Raw genomic sequence first — 19,240 nt, forward strand, 5'->3', positions numbered from 1 at the left:
GCACCACCCGGCGCGACCGGGGTTACACTCGCCCCAGCCGACTAGAATGGAGTTCTGTCAGCATGCGATTCGGACTTCTGATCAATGAGCCCAACGGCCAGGATCCGTTCCCCGACCTGCGCGACCGGATCGCCCGCGCGGCCGATGACGGTTTCGACTCGGTCTGGATGTCCCAGATCTTCGGCTTGGACGCGCTCACCTCGCTCGCCGTGGCCGGCAGCGCCGCCCTGGCCGGGGGCCGCGACATCGAGTTCGGCACCGGCGTCGTGCCGACCTACCCCCGCCACCCGGTCGTGCTCGCCCAGCAGGCCATGACCGTCAACGCCGCGCTCGGCGGCCGGCTGGCCCTCGGCATCGGCCTGTCCCACCAGGTCGTCATCGAGGGCATGTACGGCTACAGCTTCGACCGGCCCGCCCGGCACATGAAGGAGTACCTCGACGTCCTGCTGCCCGTCACCCGCGGCGAGCAGGTCGACTACACCGGCGAGACGCTCAAGGCCAACGTGCGGCTCAGCACGCCGGGGGCCGGCCTGCCGGTGCTGGTCGCCGCACTCGGCCCGCGCATGCTCAAGCTGGCGGGCACCGTCGCCGACGGCACCGTCCTCTGGATGACCGGCCGCAAGACCGTCGCCGAGCACATCGTGCCCACCATCACCGCCGCCGCGAAGGAGGCGGGCCGGCCCGCGCCGCGCGTCGTCTGCACCCTGCCCGTCTGCGTCACCGACGACCCGGAGGCCGCCAGGGCCAAGGCCGACGAGATCTTCGTCATGTACGGGCAGCTCCCGTCCTACCGGGCCATGCTCGACAGGGAGGGCGTCGAGAACCCCGGCGGCGTCGCCGTGGTCGGCGACGAGGACGCGGTGCGCGCCCAGATCGACGCCCTGGCCCAGGCCGGGGTCACCGACTTCGTGGCCGCGGTCTACGGCGACCGCGAGCGCGCGCACAAGCTGCTCATCGGCGCGTCGAAGGGCTGATCAGCCGGAGTCGCCATAAACTCCGGCAGGGTGTACTCCGACATGGACAAGCGCTTGCTGCACGGCATCGACGTGTCCAACTGGCAGAAATCCGTCGACTGGGCCGAGCACGCGCGCAGTGGAGTGGCGTTCGCCTTCGCCAAGGCCACCGAGGGCGGCGACTGGACCGATCACTGGTTCTCCCGCAACTGGGACCGCATGCGGGAGAACTGGATCGTCTGCGGCGCCTACCACTTCGCGCGACCCAAGGGTGATCCCGTGGAGCAGGCGCGCCACTTCCTGCGCACGATCAACCAGGCGGGCGGGCTGCGCCGGGGCGACCTGATCGCGCTCGACCTGGAGACCGACGACGGGATCAAGCCCGAGCGGGTCGCCGGCTTCGCCCGCCGCTGGTGCCAGTACGTGGAAGCGCGCACCGGCACGCGGCCGTTCGTCTACACCTTCCAGTCCTTCGCCGAGGAGGGCAACTGCGCGGGCCTGGGCGAGTACCCGCTGTGGATCGCCAGCCCGCACCGCCCGCGCGGCCGGCCGGCGGTGCCGGGACCGTGGCGGGACTGGTCGATCCACCAGCACGCCAACAGCCCGATCGACCGGAACGTGTTCCTGGGCAGCCGCAGAAGGCTGACCAGGATGGGGTTCGACCCGCGATAGCATCGTTTTCCGTCACCGACGAGCGCTATCCAAGGGAGCCATCGTGTCAGCCGAGCTACGCATCACCCTCGCCGGAGCCGAGCGTGTGGTCGCGGCCGGCACGACGGCCGGCCAGGCGCTCGACGCCGACGGCCGCACCGTGATCGCCGCCCGGGTCAACGGCGAGGCGCGCGACCTGGCCTGCCCGCTCGCCGACGGCGACGTGGTCGAGCCGATCGAGATCTCCAGCGAGGAGGGCCGGGCGATCGTCCGCCACTCCACCGCGCACGTCATGGCGCAGGCCGTCCAGGAGCTGTTCCCCGAGGCCAAGCTCGGCATCGGCCCGCCGGTCGACAACGGCTTCTACTACGACTTCGACGTGGCCGAGGCCTTCCACCCCGACGACCTCAAGCGCATCGAGAAGCGCATGCGCGAGATCGTCAAGCAGGGCCAGCTGTTCTCCCGCCGTCCCGTCGGCGACGACGAGGCCCGCGAGGAGCTGGCCGACGAGCCCTACAAGCTGGAGCTCATCGGCCTGAAGGGCGGCGCTGACGCCGAGGAGTCGGTCGAGGTCGGCGCCGGCCAGCTCACCATCTACGACAACCTCGACGCCAAGACCGGCGAGCTGCACTGGAAGGACCTGTGCCGCGGCCCGCACGTCCCGTCGACCCGGTCCATCCCCGCGTTCAAGCTCATGCGCTCCGGCGGCGCCTACTGGCGCGGCAGCGAGAAGAACCCGCAGCTCCAGCGCATCTACGGCACCGCCTGGGAGTCCCGCGACAAGCAGGACGAATACCTCAAGCTGCTGGAGGAGGCCGAGAAGCGCGACCACCGCAAGCTCGGCGCCGAGCTCGACCTGTTCAGCTTCCCGCCCGAGCTGGGCAGCGGCCTTCCCGTCTTCCATCCCAAGGGCGGCATCATCCGCAAGGAGATGGAAGACTACATGCGCCGCCGCCAGGCGGAGGCGGGCTACGAGTTCGTCAACACCCCGCACATCACCAAGTCGACGCTGTTCGAGACCTCCGGCCACCTGCCGTGGTACGCCGACGACATGTTCCCGCCCTTCGAGCTGGAGGGCGTCGAATACCGCGTCAAGCCGATGAACTGCCCGATGCACAACCTGATCTTCCGGGCCCGCGGGCGCTCCTACCGCGAGCTGCCGCTGCGGCTGTGCGAGTTCGGCAGCGTCTACCGCTACGAGAAGTCGGGCGTGGTCCACGGCCTGACCCGGGTGCGCGGCATGACGCAGGACGACTCCCACATCTACTGCACCCGTGAGCAGATGGTCGGCGAGATCAAGAGCCTGCTCACCTTCGTGCTCAGCGTGCTGCGCGACTTCGGCCTGTCGGAGTTCTACCTGGAGTTGTCCACCCGCGACGACTCCGAGAAGTTCATCGGCGACCCCGCCCACTGGGACGAGGCCACCGAGGCGTTGCGCGAGACGGCCGTGGAGTCGGGCTTGGAACTGGTCGACGACCCGGGCGGCGCGGCCTTCTACGGCCCCAAGATCTCCGTGCAGGCCAAGGACGCCATCGGCCGCACCTGGCAGTTGTCGACCATCCAGCTCGACCTCAACCAGCCCCAGCGGTTCGGGCTCGAATACCAGGCCGCCGACGGCAGCCGCCAGACCCCGGTCATGATCCACCGGGCGCTGTTCGGCTCCATCGAGCGCTTCCTCGGCGTGCTGACCGAGCACTACGCGGGCGCCTTCCCGCCCTGGCTCGCGCCCGTCCAGGTGGTCGGCATCCCGATCGCCGACACGCACGTGCCCTACCTGCAGGACGTCGCCAAGAAGCTGCGTGAGCGCGGCATCCGGGTCGAGGTCGACGCCTCCGACGACCGCATGCAGAAGAAGATCCGCAACGCCCAGAAGGCCAAGGTGCCCTACATGCTCCTGGCCGGCGACGACGACGTCGCGGGCGGCGCGGTGTCCTTCCGTTACCGCAGCGGCGAGCAGAACAACGGCGTCCCGGTCGACCGGGCGGTCGCCGAGATCGCCGACGCCATCGAACGCCGCATCCAGGTCTGACACCCAACCCCCGGACGCGTCCGGCTTACCCCGGACGCGCCGGCCGCATCCGGGGTAAGCCGCACCCGGGACGCACCGCGCTGGACGCGACACCCACTTCACGCGGGCGCCTGCGCACCCGCGAGACGCCCCCGCTGCCCGTCCGCGGGCAGCGTCTTTCCCGAACGCGTCCGGGGCGGGCCGCGCGCGGGACGCACCGCGGCCGTGGCGCGCTCGACGCGTCGGGGGTCGGACCGCGTTGAACGCATCGCGACGGTGTCCGTTCGGGGGCGGACCTCGTGGGACCCGTCGGGACCCGTGCGCGTTGGTGGTACCGCGACCGTGCCGCGTTGGACGCGTCTTAGGGTCTGGCCGCGCGGGACGCGTCGTGATCGTGCTGTGCTGGACGCCTCGGGGGTCGGACCGCGCTGGACGCATCGCGATCGTGTCCGTTCGGGGGCTGGACCGTGCGGACGCGTCGCGACCGTGCCGCTGGTGGTGCCGCGACCGCGCCGTGCTCGACGCGTCAGGGGTCGGACCGCGTTGAACGCATCGCGACGGTGTCCGTTCGGGGGCGGACCTCGTGGGACCCGTCGGGACCCGTGCCGCGCTGGTGGTACCGCGACCGTGCCGCGTTGGACGCGTCCTAGGGTCTGGCCGCGCGGGGCGCATCGCGCGTGCCGTGCTGGACGTGTCCGGATGGGCGGGCGTTGGAGTGTCCGGGTCAGCGGTTGAACAGTCTGAAGGGGATCGCGGGGCGGCCGGCGAAGCGGGTGGCGCTTTCGCGGGCGAAGCCTTCGACGAGTTCGCGAGCGTACTTCTCCGGGTCGTCGCCGGTGAGCGCCTCGATGTAGGCGCGGTGCGCCACCAGTGAGCGCACGCCGGCCTCCAGCCCGTCCGTGACGTCGACGGCGTGGGTGGGGGAGTCGCTGCCCGCGACCGCCACCCAGCGCACGCCGCCCCACGGCTCGCCCGCGTCGGGGAAGATCCACCGGTTGCCGGCGTCGGCGACGGCGTCCATCACGGCCCGGCCGACCGCCCTGTGGTCGGGGGTGTTCCAGTAGGCGCCGCCGGCCCAGGTGTCGTCGAAGTTGAGCGTCACCACCAGCTCGGGACGGTGACGACGGATCGCCGCCGCGATGTCGCGACGCAGCGCCGGACCGTACTCGATCACCCCGTCGGCGTGGTCGAGGAACTCCACCGTGGTCACGCCCACGACGGCGGCGCCGGCCCGCTCCTCCCGCTCGCGCACCGGGCCTGCCTCGGCGGGGGCGAGCGTGTCGATGCCCGCCTCTCCACGCGTGGCCATCAGGTAGGCGACCTCGCGGCCCGTCGCGGTCCAGGTCGCGACGGCGGCCGCGCAGCCGTACTCCAGGTCGTCGGGATGGGCCACCACGGCGAGCGCCCGCTGCCAGTCGGTGGGCATGGGTTCGAGTTGATCGGCCATGCCCGCCACCCTAGACGCCGGGCGCCCGGATTGTCGGCGGCGGCGCGTACGATGACCCGCGCGACGAGGGGGGAGCGGTGAGCGAGACCGGCGAGGTGACCGAGGCGATCCGGGCGGGCGACCAGGAGCGGTTCGCCGCGCTGGCCCAGCGCCACCGGCACGAGCTGGAGGTCCACTGCTACCGCATGCTCGGGTCCTACAGCGACGCCGAGGACATGGTGCAGGAGACGCTGCTGCGGGCGTGGCGGCGGCGCGAGACGTTCGAGGGCCGCGCCACGCCGCGCGCCTGGCTCTACCGGATCGCCACCAACGCCTGCCTCGACGCCCTGTCCGGCCCGGCCCGCTCGCGCGAGGTGGTCATGGCGATGGCGGGCGGCGAGCGGTCGGCGCAGGCCGAGGTGCCGTGGCTGCGCCCGATTCCCGACCGGGTGCTCGACCTGGCCGCCCCGGGGGAGGGCGAGCCGCACGCGGTGGCGGCCGCGCGGGAGACGATCGAGCTCGCCTACCTCGCGGCGATCCAGCATCTGCCGCCGCGCCAGCGGGCGGTGCTGATCCTGCGTGACGTGGCCGGATGGCGGGCCGAGGAGACCGCGGACGCGCTGGAGCTGAGCGTGCCTGCGGTCAAGAGCGCGCTCCAGCGGGCCCGCGCCACCCTCCGCGTCCACCTGCCCGAACGCCGCGCCGACTGGAAGCCAGCCACCGAACCGAGCGCGGAGGAGCGGCAGGTGCTGCGCCGCTACCTCAAGGCCTCCCAGGAGGGCGACCTGGACACGCTGGCGGCGCTGCTGCGCGAGGACGCCCGCCAGGCCATGCCGCCCGCGACCCTGCTGTACGCGGGCCGCGCCGCGATCCTCGAGATGTGGCGCCCGGTCATGGAGGGCCCCGAGGCGTGGGGCGAGTGGCGGCTGATCGAGACCGGGGCCAACCGGCAGCCCGCCGTGGCGAGCTACGTGCGCCGCCCCGGCGAGACGTCGTTCACCGCGGTCAACCTCGACGTGCTGCGGATCGAGGACGGCCTGATCGCCGAGATCACCACGTTCGGGCCCGAGGTGCTCGCCGCTTTCGGGCTTCCGGAGAAAATCTGAGTCCCGCCGATTCCTTTTCCCCGCCACCGCCGTCATACGGGCACAACCGACGACGACCTGTGAAGGACGGCGACATGAACACCGGCGACAAGCAGCTTGAGGCCCTGGACCGGCTGGTCGGCACCTGGCGGGTGACGGGCGGCAGCGAGGGCACCGTCACGTACCGCTGGCTCGACGGCGGCTTCTTCCTCATCCAGGAGATCGACCTCGTCCAGGACGGCCACGCGGTCAAGGGCGTGGAGATGATCGGCAGGGAGCGGCCCTTCGGCGGCGAGCCGGGCGAGGACGTCAAGTCCCGCTACTACGGCAGCCAGGGCGAGACCTTCGACTACGTCTACGAGATGGCGGGCGACACGCTCACCATCTGGGGCGGCGAGAAGGGCTCGCCCGCCTACTACCGGGGCACGTTCGACGGCGACTCCGTCACCGGCGCCTGGGTCTACCCGGGCGGAGGCGGCTACGAGTCCAACATGACCCGGGTGAGGTGACCGCTTCACCTGTGGTGGACTGGCCCCGTGAACCTGCCCGGCGCGCTGCGCCCCGCCCTCGTGGTCCTCGCGGTGGCGGTGCTGCTGCTCGGGCTGCTGTGGGTCTTCCAGCGGCGGCTGATCTACCTGCCCGACCCGGCCCCGGTGCCGCCGGCCGGGCAGGTCGTGCCGGGGGCGCGCGAGGTGACGCTGACGACCGCTGACGGGCTGCGGCTCGGCGCCTGGCACGTGCCGGGCGACCACCCGGTGACCGTGCTGGTGGCAGGCGGCAACGCCGGCAACCGGCTGCACCGGGCGCCGCTGGCCCGCGCGCTCGCCGCCCGCGGGCTGCCGGTGCTGCTCGTCGACTACCGGGGCTACGGCGGCAACCCCGGCAGCCCCACCGAGGAAGGGCTGCGCCTGGACGTCCTGGCGGCGCGCGACTTCCTCGGCGAGGTGCCGGTGATCTACTTCGGCGAGAGCCTCGGCGCGGCCGTGCTGGCCGGGCTCGCCGCCGAGCGCCCGGCGGACGGGCTGGTGCTCCGCTCGCCGTTCACCGACCTGGCCGCGGCGGGGCAGGCCAACTACCCCTTCCTCCCCGTGCGGGCCATGCTCCGCGACCGCTTCCCGGTCGCGGAGCGGGTCGCGGCCATCAAGGCGCCGATCGTGGTGGTGTACGGGACCGCCGACACGATCGTGCCGGCCGGCCAGAGCCGCGCGGTCGCCGCGGCGGCCGCGGGCCCGGTCACGGTCGTCGAGATCGCCGGGGCCGGGCACAACGACCCGGTGTTCCTGTCCGGGCCCCGGATGGTCGGCGCCGTCACGGACCTCGCCGACCGGATCCGCGACACCCGCTAGAAGGGCGTGGAGCCGGCCTGATGAGCACCTCGTCGGTCCGTTGCACGGGGGCCCTATGCTGCTAGATATGCACGATCAGGCAGGGGCAGGGGAGCCCGACAACTTCGAGCGTCTGTGGACCCCGCATCGCATGGCCTACATCAAGGGCGAGAACAAGCCGATCGACACCAGCCCCGACGGGTGCCCGTTCGACGCCATCCCCGAGATGAGCGACGAGGACGGCCTGGTCGTCGCCAGGGGCGAGGTCGTGTACGCGGTGCTCAACCTCTACCCCTACAACTCCGGCCACCTCATGGTCGTGCCCTACCGTCACGTCTCCGACTACGACCAGCTGACCGCCGCCGAGATCGTCGAGCTGGGCGAGTTCACCCAGCGGGCGCTGCGCGCGCTGCGCGAGGCCAGCGGCGCCCAGGGCTTCAACGTCGGCATGAACCTCGGCCACGTCGCGGGCGCGGGCATCGCCGCCCACCTGCACCAGCACGTGGTGCCCCGGTGGGGCGGCGACACCAACTTCATGCCCGTGGTGGCGCGCACGAAGGTGCTCCCGCAGTTGCTCCGCGACACCCGCCGGCTCCTCGCCGACGCGTGGCGCGACTAGCCGGCTTCGACCTTCACCCGGGCCGCGCCGCTCTCGTTGTGGAGCCGGTCGAGCGCGGTCACCAGGTAGGTGCCTGCCGACTTCGCGGTGAACGACGGGTCCGGCACCACGGCCACGAGGTTGCGGGCGTCGGTCGTGTGGCAGTCGTCGCCCGACTTCGGCACCCGGTAGACCGCGTACGCGCGGGCCCCCTTCACCGGCGCCCACGACACGGCGGAGCCGGCCGCCTTGACGCCCGACGGCTTCGCCGGGGCGGCGCCGCCGCGCTCCTCCATCAGCGGCAGCAGCGCCGGGCGGGCGTAGTGGGCCTTGGCCACCCGGTCGATGGCGCCCAGCGGGTTGGTCAGCAGCTGCTTGGCGCTGAAGTACACGTCACCGCTGATCCGGTCGAGCTTGCGGTTGAGCGTGAGGTGGGCCGGCAGCTCGCCCGGCTTGGTCCAGGCGGCCTCGTCCTTCGCGCCGACCCGGTAGAGCGCCTGGCCGATGTAGAGGTGGACGTCGGTGCCCTCGACCGCGTCGGCCCACCACGGCGCCAGCTTGCCGTAGCCGGCCAGCTTGTGCGAGCGCGACCAGTAGAGCTGGGGCATCACGTAGTCGACGGTGCCCGCCTCGATCCACGCCTTGGCGTCGGCGTAGATCGAGTCGTAGGCGGACATGCCGGAGGTGTCGGAGCCGGACGGGTCCTGCGCCTTGTTGCGCCAGATGCCGAACGGGCTGATGCCGAACTTGACGTGTCCCTTGGCGGCGTGGACGGCCTCGTCGACCTCGGCCACGAGCTTGTCGACGTTCTGCCGCCGCCAGTCGGCCAGCTTCATGCCCTTGCCGTGCTTCTTGAAGGCCGCGCGGTCGTCGAACGTGCTGCCGGGCGCGGGATAGGGGTAGAAGTAGTCGTCGAAGTGGACGCCGTCGACGTCGTAGCGTTCGACCACGTCGGTGACGACCTTGACCACGTGGCGGCGCACCTGGGGCAGGCCCGGGTTGTAGTAGAGGCGGTCGCCGTACTTGACGGTCCAGCCGGGGTTCTTGCGCGCCGGGTGGGAGGCGGGCAGCTCGGCGACGCTCGCGTCGTAGGCGGCGCGGTACGGGTTGAACCAGGCGTGGAACTCCAGGCCCCGCTTGTGCGCCTCCTTGATGAGGAACGGCAGCGGGTCCCAGCCGGGGTCCTTGCCCGGGGTGCCGGTGAGGAACTGCGACCACGGCTCGATCGACGACTTGTAGAGGGCGTCGGACGCCGGCCTGACCTGGACGAAGACGGCGTTGAAGTTGCGCTTGGCGGCGGCGTCGAGCAGCCTCGTGTATTCGGCCCGCTGCCGGTCGGCCGACAGGCCCTTGCGCGAGGGCCAGTCGATGTTGTTGACCGTGGCGATCCACACCCCGCGCAACTGGCGTTTCGGGTGGCGCGGGTCGGGGGTGCACGCCGCGGTGACCACCGCGTTCTCGGTCGACTTCTTCTTGGCCGCCTCCGCCTTGCGCTGGCCGGCCTCGGCGGGCCCGAAGGTGTAGGCAGCGCCGACGGCCACGGCGGCGAGGGCGGTGGCGGCGAGGAGTGGGCGTCCGGTTCGCATAGTGCCAACCAGTCTCGCATCGGAGCCGGCATGCTCCGTACGGAAAAAAGAAATCGACTCGTGACACCATTGTGACCGGTGGGCCGGGAGGGGCTGCCCTCCCGGCGACCCGGCGGGACCCTAGCCCGACTCCGCGGCCAGTTTGTCGGCGAGATGCGGCGGCAGCGGCTCGTAGCGCAGGAACGCGCGCTGGAAGGTGCCGGTGCCGTGGGACATGGAGCGCAGGTCGATCGCGTACCGGGTGACCTCCAGCTGCGGCACCTCCGCCTTGACCAGGGTGCGGCCGCGGCCCACCGGCTCGGTGCCGAGCACCCGCCCGCGCCGCGACGACAGGTCGGACATCACGGCGCCCACGTGCTCGTCGGAGACCAGCACGGACAACTCGTCGACCGGTTCCAGCAGCAGCGTCGGCACCTTCGACGCCGCCTCCTTCAACGCCAGCTGACCGGCGATCTGGAACGCCATGTCGGAGGAGTCGACGGAATGGGCCTTGCCGTCGTACAGCGTGACCCGGACGTCCACGACCGGATAGCCGGCGCGCACCCCCCGGTCCATCTGGGCCCGCACGCCCTTCTCGACCGACGGGATGAACTGGCGCGGCACGACGCCGCCGACGATCTTGTCGACGAACTCGAACCCGCCGCCCGACGGCAGCGGCTCCACCTCCAGATGGCAGATGGCGTACTGGCCGTGGCCGCCGGTCTGCTTGACGTTGCGGCCCATCGCCTGCGTCCGGCCGCCGAACGTCTCCCGCAGCGGCACCCGCAGGCCGATCCGCTCCACCTCGACCCCGTGGCGCTTGGCCAGCCGGTCCAGCAGCACGTCGGTGTGCGCCTCGCCCATGCACCACAGCACGAGCTGCCGGGTCTCGGCGTTGTTCTCCAGGCGCAGCGTCGGGTCCTCGGCCACCAGGCGGCCCAGCGCCTGCCCCAGCTTGTCCTCGTCGGCCTTGGACTTGGCGCGGATCGCCACCGGCAGCAGCGGCTCGGGCATGTCCCAGGCGGTCATCAGCAGCGGCCGCTCGACCTCCGACAGCGTGTCGCCGGTCTCGGCCCGCGACAGCTTGGCCACGGCCACGATGTCGCCCGCCACGCCCTTGGCGGTCTGGCGCTGCTGCTTGCCGAGCGGGCAGCTCAGGGCGCCGACGCGCTCGTCGACGTCGTGGTCCTCGTGGCCGCGCTCGGCCAGGCCGTGGCCGGAGACGTGCACGGTCATGTCGGGCCGCAGCGTGCCGGAGAAGACGCGCACCAGGCTGATGCGGCCCACGTATGGGTCGCTGGTCGTCTTGACGACCTCGGCCACCAGCGGGCCGTCGGGGTCGCAGGCGATGTTCGCCACCGGCTTGCCGTCGAGGGTGGTGATCTCGGGCATCGGGTGCTCGTGGGGCGCGGGGAAGCCCTGGGTGACGAGCTCCAGCAGCTCGATCGCGCCCACGCCGAGCCCGGTGCAGAGCACCGGGTGGAAGTCGCCCTCGCAGACCGCCTTCTCCAGGTCCTGGACGAGCACCTTGATGTCGATGGGCTCACCCTCGAGGTAGCGCTCCATGAGCGACTCGTCCTCGCTCTCCTGGATGATCCCCTCGATCAGGACGCCGCGATGCTCCTCGATGCGGGTCTCGTACTCCGCTCCCGGCTCCTTCTCCGTACGGGTGCCGCCGCCCGCGTAGTTGTAGAACTTCTGCGTCAGCAGCCCGATCAGGCCGTTCACGTTCCCGTTCGTGATGACCGGCAGATACAGGGGAGCGACCCCGTCGCCGAAGACCTCCTGGCAGGTGGCGAGCACCCCGTCGAAGTCGGCCCGCTGGTGGTCGAGCTTGGTGATGACCACGGCCCTGGGCATGCGGACCTGGGCGCACTCCTCCCACAGCATCTGGGTGAGCCCGTCGATCCCGTCGGTGGCCGACACCACGAACAGCGCCGCGTCGGCGGCGCGCAGCCCGGCCCGCAGGTCGCCGACGAAGTCCGCGTAGCCGGGGGTGTCGAGAAGGTTGATCTTGATGCCGTTGAAGGTCAGCGGCGCCGGTGTCAGGTTGACCGAGCGTTGCTGGCGCACCTCCACCTCGTCGAAGTCGCTGACCGTGTTGCCGTCTTCCACCCGGCCTGCCCGCTGGATGGTGCCGGTCGCCGCCAGCAGTTGCTCGACCAGGGTCGTCTTGCCCGCTCCCGAGTGGCCGACCAGGACGACATTGCGTATCGCATCCGCCTTGTCGGCCGCTGGTGCCCTGCCCGCGGCTCCCATGGCCCCGCCCGCGTTCTTGTCCGCCACTACGCCTCCCGCGTCGTCGGTTTGCGTGCCAACGCCGCGCCCGCGCGGGGAGTGAGAAAACCGCATGGACGCGGTGTGTTCACCAAATACCCATGTGGCGGATATCACAAGGGGGCCGGGGCAAAGAAAGTGGCCGGTGCCGGGATGGCCTACGATCGACATCGCGATGCTGAAACTCCTGCGCCCGGCCGTGACCCGGCTACTCACCCCGTTGGGCAGGGCACTGGTCCGCCGCGGGATCGGCCCGGACGCCGTCACGGCGATCGGCACTCTCGGCACGGTGGTCTCCGCCCTGTTCTTCTTCCCCATGGGCCTGCTCACCGCCGGCGCCCTGGTGATCACCGTGTTCGTGCTGTTCGACCTGCTCGACGGCGTGGTGGCGCGGCTCGGCGGGGGAGGGGGCAGCACGTGGGGGGCGTTCCTCGACTCCACGCTCGACCGGGTCGCCGACGCGGCCATCTTCTCCGGGCTGATCCTCTACTTCATCGCCGACGGTGACGCCCTGCTGGCGGGAGTGACGCTGTTCGCCCTGGTGGCGGGCCTGCTGGTGTCCTACGCGAAGGCGCGGGCCGAAGGGCTCGGGCTGACCTGCGACGTGGGCCTGGCCGAGCGTCCCGAGCGGCTGGTGGTGGTCCTGGTCGCCGCCTGCTTCTCAGGGCTGGGGGTGCCCTACCTGCTGGCGGCCGGCATGTGGTTGCTCGCGGCGGCCGGAGCCGTCACCGTTGTACAGCGCGTGGTCCATGTCTACCGGCAGACGAGGGAGCGATGAGCGGCAAGCCGTCAGTCACCGATCGCGTCGTCGCCGCGGGGTTCGCGGCGGGCTGGACGCTGGTCCCCTACCTGCCCGAACGCCCGACGGCCGCGGCGTTCGGGTTTCTGGCCGACCGGGTGTGGCGGCGGCGCGGCAGGTCGGTGCGCCGCCTGGAGGCCAACCTGGCCAGGGTGACCGGGCTGCGGCCCGGCAGCAGCGAGCTCGGCGAGCTCACCAGGGCCGGCATGCGGTCCTACTTCCGCTACTTCCACGAGATCTTCCGGCTGCCCTCCATCGACCGCGCGGAGATCGTCCGGCGCACCCACGTGGTCGGCGCCGAACACGTCCACGGCAACGTCGCCGCGGGCCGCGGCGTGGTGCTGGCGCTGCCCCACATGGGCAACTGGGACGCCGCGGGCGCCTGGCTGGTCGGCGTCGGCCATCCGTTCACCACCGTGGCGGAGCGGCTGCGGCCCGAGTCGCTGTTCCGCCGCTACGTGCGCTTCCGCGAGGGGCTGGGCATGGAGGTGCTGCCGCTGACCGGCGGCGACGGCCACAACTTCGGCACCCTCGCCTCCCGGGTGCGCAAGGGCGGCGTGGTGTGCCTGCCGGCCGAGCGCGACCTCACCAAGAGCGGCGTCGAGGTGCAGTTCTTCGGCGCGACCACCAAGGTGCCTGCCGGCCCGCCGCTGCTGGCCGTGCAGACCGGCGCCGCGCTGCTGCCCGCCGTCGTCTACTTCGACGGCGCCGACTGGGGCATCCACATCCACGAGGAGGTGCCGGTGCCCGAGGAGGGCACCCGCCAGGAGAAGGTCGCGGCCGTGGCGCAGGGCCTGGCCGACGTCTTCGAGAAGGGCATCGCCGAACACCCCGAAGACTGGCACATGCTGCAGCGCCTGTGGCTGGACGACCCGCGGTGAGGATCGGCATCGTCTGCCCCTACTCGTGGGACGTGCCCGGCGGTGTCAAGCAGCACGTCGACGACCTGGCCCAGGCGCTCATGGCGCAGGACCACGAGGTCTCCGTCATCGCGCCTGCCAGTGACGACGACGAGCTTCCCGGCTACGTGACGGGCGCCGGCCGCGCGGTGCCGGTGCCCTACAACGGGTCGGTGGCCCGGATGTCGTTCGGCTTCCTGTCGGCCGCCCGGGTGCGCCGCTGGGTGCGCAACGGCCGCTTCGACGTGCTCCACATCCACGAGCCGCTGATCCCCAGCCTGGGCGTGCTGGCCTGCTGGGCGGCGAAGGGGCCGATCGTGGCCACCTTCCACGCCTCCTTCACCCGCTCCCGGGCGATCGCGATGGCCGAGCCGCTGCTGCAGAGCGCGCTGGAGAAGCTCAGCGGCCGCATCGCGGTCTCCGACGCCGCCCGCAAGAGCCTGGTCGAGCAGTTCGGCGGCGACACCGTGGTGATCCCCAACGGCGTGACCGTCAGCCGCTACACCGACGCCGAGCCGCTCGACGGCTGGGGGCCCGGCGGCGCCACGATCGGTTTCCTCGGCCGCATGGACGAGGAGCGCAAGGGCCTGCCGATCCTGCTCGACGCCTTCAACCTGCTGGCCGCCGAGCGGCCTGACGTCAAGCTGCTGATCGCCGGGCCCGGCGACACCGGCGACGTCTACGACCGGGTGCGCAAGGAGTTCCGCGACCGGGTGACCGTGCTCGGCATGGTGAGCGAGGCCGACAAGATCCGCGCCTACCACTCGGTCGACGTGTTCTGCGCGCCCAACACCCGCGGCGAGAGCTTCGGCATCGTCCTCGCCGAGGCCATGGCCTCCGGCGCGACGGTGCTGGCCAGCGACATCCCGGCGTTCCGCAAGGTGCTCGGCGAGGGGCAGGCGGGCGCGCTGTTCGCCAACGGCGACCCGGCCTCGCTGGCGCGCGAGGCGGGCGCGCTGCTCGACGCGCCGGACCGGCGGGCCAAGCTCGCCGAGGAGGCCCTGGTCGCGGTCATGAAGTACGACTGGTCGACGGTCGCGCGTGACGTGGTGCGCGTCTACGAGACGGTGACGGCGGCCGGCGCCGGCGTGGAGGAAGACCTGTGACACCCACGATGATCGTCCTGGTCGTGGGCATCGTCGTGGTGCTCACGGCCGTCTACATCTCCTGGCGGGCGGGCCGCCTGGACCGGCTGCACATCCGGCTGGAGCTGGCCCGCGAGGCGCTGGAGGCGGCGCTGGTGCGGCGGCGGGCCGTGGTGCTGGAGCTGGCAGGCTCCCGGCTGCTCGACCCGGCGACCTCGCTGGTGCTGGCGGCGGCCGCCCACGAGGCCAGGATGGCCGGCCCCGAGGAGCGCGAGCACGCCGAGAGCGATCTGTCGGGGGCGCTGCGCGCGGTGGTGGACCAGGAGCGGTTCAGGGAGAGGCTGGGCGAGTCGCCCGGCGGCCAGGACCTGCTGGAGGAGCTGGACGCCGCGGTGGCCAAGGTGGTCTACTCGCGCCGCTTCTACAACAACGCGGTCGCGGTCACGCGGGCGGCGCAGCGGCGGTGGCTGGCGCGCACGCTGCGGCTGGCGGGTCATACGGAGTATCCGCAATTCTTCGAGATCGATGACAATCCGCCCGCGACGATGGCAACTGAATGACCCGGTTTGAGGGAGACCGGTAAGCTTCCATCCGTTCTGGGCAAAAGCGGAGGAGTGTACAGGTGCGGCTACCCCGGATGATCACCGTGACGCTGGCCGGGCTGGCTGTTCTGCTCCCTGTCACGGCCTGCTCGTCGGACGAGCCCGCGGGGGGCGCCGCCCCGCAGGCCAGCGAGTCGGCCACGCCGACCGAGGAGCCGACGCCGGAGAACCTGCATCCCTTCACCGGGCAGCCCGCCGACAAGATGAAGCCGGTGCTCGCCGTCAAGATCGAGAACACCGCGGCTGGCAAGCCGCAGATGGGTCTCAAGAGCGCCGACATCGTGTACGTCACGCAGGTCGAGGCCGGCCTGACCCGCCTGATCGCGGTCTTCTCCTCGAAGATCCCGGCCAAGATCGGGCCGGTCCGCAGCGCCCGCATCACCGACCTGCACGTGGCGCCCATGTTCGGCGAGCCCGCGTTCGCGTACTCGGGCGCGCAGACCAAGATGCTGCCGTTCATCGCCGAGGCGTCGCTGCACGACGTCTCCGACAGCCGGGTGCCCGGCGCCTACTACCGCGAGCCCGGCCGCTACGCCCCCTACAACCTGTTCGCCAGGCCCAAGAAGCTCCTGGCCGCCGCCCGGCAGGCGAGCAAGGCCGGCGACATCGGCTTCACCTTCGGCGACCCGCCCGCGGAGGGCGGCGTCGACCGCACGTCGTACACCGTCAAGTGGCCCGCTGCCCGCTTCACCTTCCGCTGGTCGGAGGACGAGAAGCAGTGGCTGATCTGGCAGGACGGCAAGAAGGACGTGGCGGCGGAGGGCGGCCAGCTCGGCGCGTCCACGGTCGTCATCCAGTACACCAAGACCGAGCGCTCCGAGTTCCACGACTCCAACCAGAGCTACACGCCGCTGGTGAAGACCGTCGGCAAGGGCTCGGCCATCGTGCTGCGCGACGGCAAGGCGTACAAGGCGAGGTGGGAGCGGGAATCCGAAGAGGGCGGCACGACGTTCACCACACAGAGCGGCGAGCCGATGAACTTCGCGCCCGGTCAGGTCTGGGTGGCGCTCGCCAGCCGCAAGCCCGTGACGCCGTGACGTACAAAACTCCGCGCCATTCGTGACATGGTGGCATGCGGGGGAGAAGTGCCTCAGGACCTACGATGGGTTTGAAAACTTACCGTTCCCCCTAGCTCGTGAGGAAGACCGTTGTCCACCAGCACGCCCGAAACCCCGTCGACCACCGGCACCGGCACCGCCCGCGTCAAGCGAGGCATGGCGGAGATGCTCAAGGGTGGCGTCATCATGGACGTCGTCACCCCCGAGCAGGCGAAGATAGCCGAGGACGCCGGTGCGGTCGCCGTCATGGCCCTGGAGCGCGTGCCCGCCGACATCCGTGCGCAGGGCGGCGTCTCCAGGATGAGCGACCCCGACATGATCGACGGGATCGTCAACGCCGTCTCGATCCCCGTCATGGCCAAGGCCCGCATCGGCCACTTCCTCGAGGCGCGGGTGCTGCAGTCGCTCGGCGTAGACTACGTCGACGAGTCCGAGGTGCTCACCCCGGCCGACTACGCCAACCACATCGACAAGTGGCAGTTCACGGTGCCCTTCGTGTGCGGCGCCACCAACCTGGGCGAGGCCCTGCGCCGCATCACCGAGGGCGCGGCCATGATCCGCTCCAAGGGCGAGGCCGGCACCGGCGACGTCTCCAACGCCGTCACCCACATGCGCACCATCCGCGGCGAGCTCAAGCGCCTCGCCTCGCTGCCCGAGGACGAGCTGTACGTTGCCGCCAAGGAGCTGCAGGCCCCGTACGAGCTGGTCGCCGAGGTGGCCAAGGCCGGCAAGCTGCCGGTCGTGCTGTTCACCGCGGGCGGCATCGCCACCCCGGCCGACGCCGCGATGATGATGCAGCTCGGCGCCGAGGGCGTGTTCGTCGGCTCCGGCATCTTCAAGTCGGGCGACCCGGCCAAGCGCGCCGCCGCCATCGTCAAGGCCACCACCTTCCACGACGACCCCGACGTCATCGCCAAGGTCTCGCGCGGCCTGGGCGAGGCCATGGTCGGCATCAACGTCGACGAGATCCCGCAGCCGCACCGCCTGGCCGAGCGCGGCTGGTAACCGGCGCGTCGCACCCCGTGTCCGGGCCCGCCGGATGAGACGATCTTGTCCGGCGGGTGACCCGTACAGTGGGTGCTTATTTCCGAAAATGGCGACATCCGCGAAGGATGTCGCCATTTTTGTGTTGATCGGCGTTCACTCGGGAGTCAGGATCACCAGTCAGGATACGGACGTCCCCCTGGCCATGATCGCCTCCTCAGGAGCCTCCCATGCCCGAGCTCAACCGCCGGCACTTCCTCGTCACCGGTCTGGCGGCCGGCGCGGCCGCCGCCATCCCCGCCGCCGCGCACGCGGACCCCGGGACCGCGCAGGCCCTCGCCTCACGCGATCCGCGCACCGATCCCTTCACCCTCGGCGTCGCCTGCGGCGACCCCGGCAGCGACGGCTTCGTGCTGTGGACCAGGCTCGCCCCGCAGCCGCTGGCCGAGGACGGCCTCGGCGGCATGCCGGCCCGGCCCGTCCAGGTGCGCTGGCAGGTGTACGCCGACGAGCGCTGCCGCCGCCTGGTCCGCTCCGGCGTCGCCGTCGCCGCGCCGGAATGGGGCCACAGCGTGCACGTCGAGCTGGACGGCCTCAGCGCCGGGCGCGACTACTGGTACCGCTTCCGCGCCGGCCCGTACGTCTCGCCTGTCGGGCGCGCCCGCACCGCGCCGCACCCGCACTCCTACGGCGGCCCGCTGGCGATGGCCTTCGTCTCCTGCAGCCAGTACGAGCACGGCTACTTCACCGCCTACCGCAGGCTCGCCGAGGAGCACCCCGACCTCATACTGCACCTGGGCGACTACCAGTACGAGTACGCCAGGAACAGCTACGAGGCCCCCGGCGGCAACGTCCGCGACCACGAGGGCCCGGAGACCGAGACCCTCGCCGGCTACCGGCTCCGGCACGCCCAGTACAAGACCGACCCCGACCTGCGGGCCGCGCACGCCGCCGCGCCGTGGCTGGTCGTCTGGGACGACCACGAGGTGGACAACAACTGGGCCGGCGAGATCCCCGAGCGCCCCGACCGGCCGCAGCCGGACTTCCTCGCCCGGCGCGAGGCCGCCTTCCGCGCCTACTACGAGAACATGCCGCTGCGCCGCGACTCCATCCCGCGCGGCGTCGACATGCAGTTGTTCCGGCGGGTGCGGTGGGGCCGGATGGCCACCTTCCACATGCTCGACACCCGCCAGTACCGCGACGACCAGGGCTGCGGCGACGGCTACCGCGACTGCCCCGACGCCACCGACCCCGCCAGGTCCATCACCGGAGCCCGGCAGGAGGAGTGGCTGCTCGACGGCTTCCGCCGCTCCGGCGCCCAGTGGGACGTCCTCGGCCAGCAGGTGTTCTTCGCCCAGCGCGACAACAACGCCGGCCCCGCCAAGGTCACCAGCCAGGACGCCTGGGACGGCTACGTCGCCTCCCGGCGGCGCATCACCCAGGGCTGGATCGACGCCGGCGTGCGCAACCCGGTCGTGCTCACCGGCGACGTGCACGCCCACTGGGCCGCCGACCTCAAGCTCGACTACGACGACCCGACCGGGCCCTCGGTCGGCTCCGAACTCGTCGCCACCTCCATCACCAGCGGCGGCGACGGCGCCGACTCCGACCCCGCCACGCACCCCTTCCTGGGCATCAACCCCCACCTGCGCTTCTACAACAACCAGCGCGGCTACGTGATCACCCGGGTCGAGCGCGAGCGGCTCACCGCCGACTTCAAGGTGGTGCCGACCGTACGCGAGCCCGGCGCGGAGGCGCACACCAAGGCCACCTTCGTGATCGAGGACGGGGTCCCGGGCGTCCAGCAGACCTACCTGCGCCCGCTCGACCCGTCGGCCCGCTCCAGCGGCCAGATGACGGCCGAGGACACCGTCCGCTGGGAAACCGAACGCCCGTGATCTTCTGGGGGCGGAACCCCGCCCCCA

17 protein-coding genes are annotated in these 19,240 nt (G+C 71.7%); 14 read left to right on the forward strand and 3 right to left on the reverse strand.

All coding sequences use genetic code 11. From position 1 onward, the window contains the following. Window positions 1-62 precede the first annotated feature (62 nt). Genes AB0K05_RS32935 through thrS form a run of 3 tightly spaced genes read left to right on the forward strand, consistent with a single transcriptional unit; the run spans window position 63 to window position 3,633 of the window. The gene (locus tag AB0K05_RS32935) at window positions 63-974 is read left to right on the forward strand and encodes an LLM class F420-dependent oxidoreductase (protein ID WP_148031170.1); all 912 of its coding nucleotides are present in this window, start codon (window positions 63-65) and stop codon (window positions 972-974) included. A 42-nt stretch (window positions 975-1,016) separates the two neighbouring features. Continuing rightward, window positions 1,017-1,625: a GH25 family lysozyme gene (locus tag AB0K05_RS32940; RefSeq protein WP_148031171.1), complete on the forward strand. Its 609-nt coding sequence runs from the start codon at window positions 1,017-1,019 to the stop codon at window positions 1,623-1,625. A 43-nt stretch (window positions 1,626-1,668) separates the two neighbouring features. Continuing rightward, window positions 1,669-3,633: a threonine--tRNA ligase gene (gene thrS, locus AB0K05_RS32945; protein WP_364234398.1), complete on the forward strand. Its 1,965-nt coding sequence runs from the start codon at window positions 1,669-1,671 to the stop codon at window positions 3,631-3,633. A gap of 703 nt (window positions 3,634-4,336) precedes the next feature. On the opposite strand, the gene AB0K05_RS32950 is transcribed toward thrS, so the two are convergent. After that, window positions 4,337-5,059 carry a PIG-L deacetylase family protein gene (locus tag AB0K05_RS32950; protein ID WP_364234401.1) on the reverse strand — a complete coding sequence of 241 codons (723 nt, stop codon included), beginning with the start codon at window positions 5,057-5,059 and terminating at the stop codon, window positions 4,337-4,339. 77 nt (window positions 5,060-5,136) lie between these two features. Here AB0K05_RS32950 and AB0K05_RS32955 point away from each other — a divergent pair, with 77 nt between their 5' ends. The 4 genes from AB0K05_RS32955 to AB0K05_RS32970 all read left to right on the forward strand — a co-directional run bounded on the left by AB0K05_RS32955 (window position 5,137) and on the right by AB0K05_RS32970 (window position 8,067). Next, a complete protein-coding gene (locus AB0K05_RS32955) occupies window positions 5,137-6,144 on the forward strand; it encodes an RNA polymerase subunit sigma-70 (RefSeq protein ID WP_271278458.1) in 1,008 nt (335 codons plus the stop codon). A 74-nt stretch (window positions 6,145-6,218) separates the two neighbouring features. Further along, complete coding sequence (locus AB0K05_RS32960; protein WP_271278459.1) at window positions 6,219-6,632, forward strand: hypothetical protein; 414 nt, start codon at window positions 6,219-6,221, stop codon at window positions 6,630-6,632. A 27-nt stretch (window positions 6,633-6,659) separates the two neighbouring features. After that, on the forward strand, window positions 6,660-7,469 hold the full coding sequence (locus tag AB0K05_RS32965) for an alpha/beta hydrolase (protein ID WP_364234405.1): 810 nt from the start codon (window positions 6,660-6,662) through the stop codon (window positions 7,467-7,469). A gap of 67 nt (window positions 7,470-7,536) precedes the next feature. Then, complete coding sequence (locus tag AB0K05_RS32970; RefSeq protein WP_308248775.1) at window positions 7,537-8,067, forward strand: HIT domain-containing protein; 531 nt, start codon at window positions 7,537-7,539, stop codon at window positions 8,065-8,067. Here AB0K05_RS32970 and AB0K05_RS32975 read toward each other — a convergent pair. Continuing rightward, entirely contained in the window at window positions 8,064-9,632 is a 1,569-nt protein-coding gene (locus AB0K05_RS32975; protein ID WP_364234408.1) for a family 10 glycosylhydrolase, read from the reverse strand. The genes AB0K05_RS32970 and AB0K05_RS32975 overlap by 4 nt on opposite strands. Before the next feature lie 120 nt (window positions 9,633-9,752). Beyond that, on the reverse strand, window positions 9,753-11,897 hold the full coding sequence (locus AB0K05_RS32980; protein ID WP_364234410.1) for an elongation factor G-like protein EF-G2: 2,145 nt from the start codon (window positions 11,895-11,897) through the stop codon (window positions 9,753-9,755). A gap of 166 nt (window positions 11,898-12,063) precedes the next feature. Between AB0K05_RS32980 and pgsA the strand changes: the two genes are divergently transcribed. The 7 genes from pgsA to AB0K05_RS33015 all read left to right on the forward strand — a co-directional run bounded on the left by pgsA (window position 12,064) and on the right by AB0K05_RS33015 (window position 19,213). Continuing rightward, on the forward strand, window positions 12,064-12,666 hold the full coding sequence (gene pgsA, locus AB0K05_RS32985) for a phosphatidylinositol phosphate synthase (protein WP_148031178.1): 603 nt from the start codon (window positions 12,064-12,066) through the stop codon (window positions 12,664-12,666). Beyond that, on the forward strand, window positions 12,663-13,568 hold the full coding sequence (locus tag AB0K05_RS32990) for a phosphatidylinositol mannoside acyltransferase (protein ID WP_364234413.1): 906 nt from the start codon (window positions 12,663-12,665) through the stop codon (window positions 13,566-13,568). The genes pgsA and AB0K05_RS32990 overlap by 4 nt, the downstream gene beginning before the upstream one ends. Further along, window positions 13,565-14,692 (forward strand): glycosyltransferase family 4 protein, encoded by a 1,128-nt coding sequence (locus tag AB0K05_RS32995; protein ID WP_148031180.1) that lies wholly within the window; start codon window positions 13,565-13,567, stop codon window positions 14,690-14,692. Before AB0K05_RS32990 ends, AB0K05_RS32995 begins: the two co-directional genes overlap by 4 nt. Further along, window positions 14,689-15,231, forward strand: a complete 543-nt coding sequence (locus AB0K05_RS33000) for a hypothetical protein (RefSeq protein WP_308248774.1) — start codon at window positions 14,689-14,691, stop codon at window positions 15,229-15,231. The genes AB0K05_RS32995 and AB0K05_RS33000 overlap by 4 nt, the downstream gene beginning before the upstream one ends. Window positions 15,232-15,293: 62 nt before the next feature. Further along, window positions 15,294-16,310, forward strand: a complete 1,017-nt coding sequence (locus AB0K05_RS33005) for a DUF3048 domain-containing protein (protein ID WP_261808499.1) — start codon at window positions 15,294-15,296, stop codon at window positions 16,308-16,310. A 111-nt stretch (window positions 16,311-16,421) separates the two neighbouring features. Then, window positions 16,422-17,336, forward strand: a complete 915-nt coding sequence (gene pdxS / locus AB0K05_RS33010) for a pyridoxal 5'-phosphate synthase lyase subunit PdxS (protein WP_148031182.1) — start codon at window positions 16,422-16,424, stop codon at window positions 17,334-17,336. A gap of 209 nt (window positions 17,337-17,545) precedes the next feature. After that, on the forward strand, window positions 17,546-19,213 hold the full coding sequence (locus AB0K05_RS33015) for an alkaline phosphatase D family protein (RefSeq protein WP_364234416.1): 1,668 nt from the start codon (window positions 17,546-17,548) through the stop codon (window positions 19,211-19,213). Window positions 19,214-19,240 lie beyond the last annotated feature (27 nt).

It is taken from the genome of Nonomuraea sp. NPDC049486 (assembly GCF_040676925.1).
GTDB classification, from domain to species: Bacteria; Actinomycetota; Actinomycetes; order Streptosporangiales; family Streptosporangiaceae; genus Nonomuraea; species Nonomuraea ferruginea.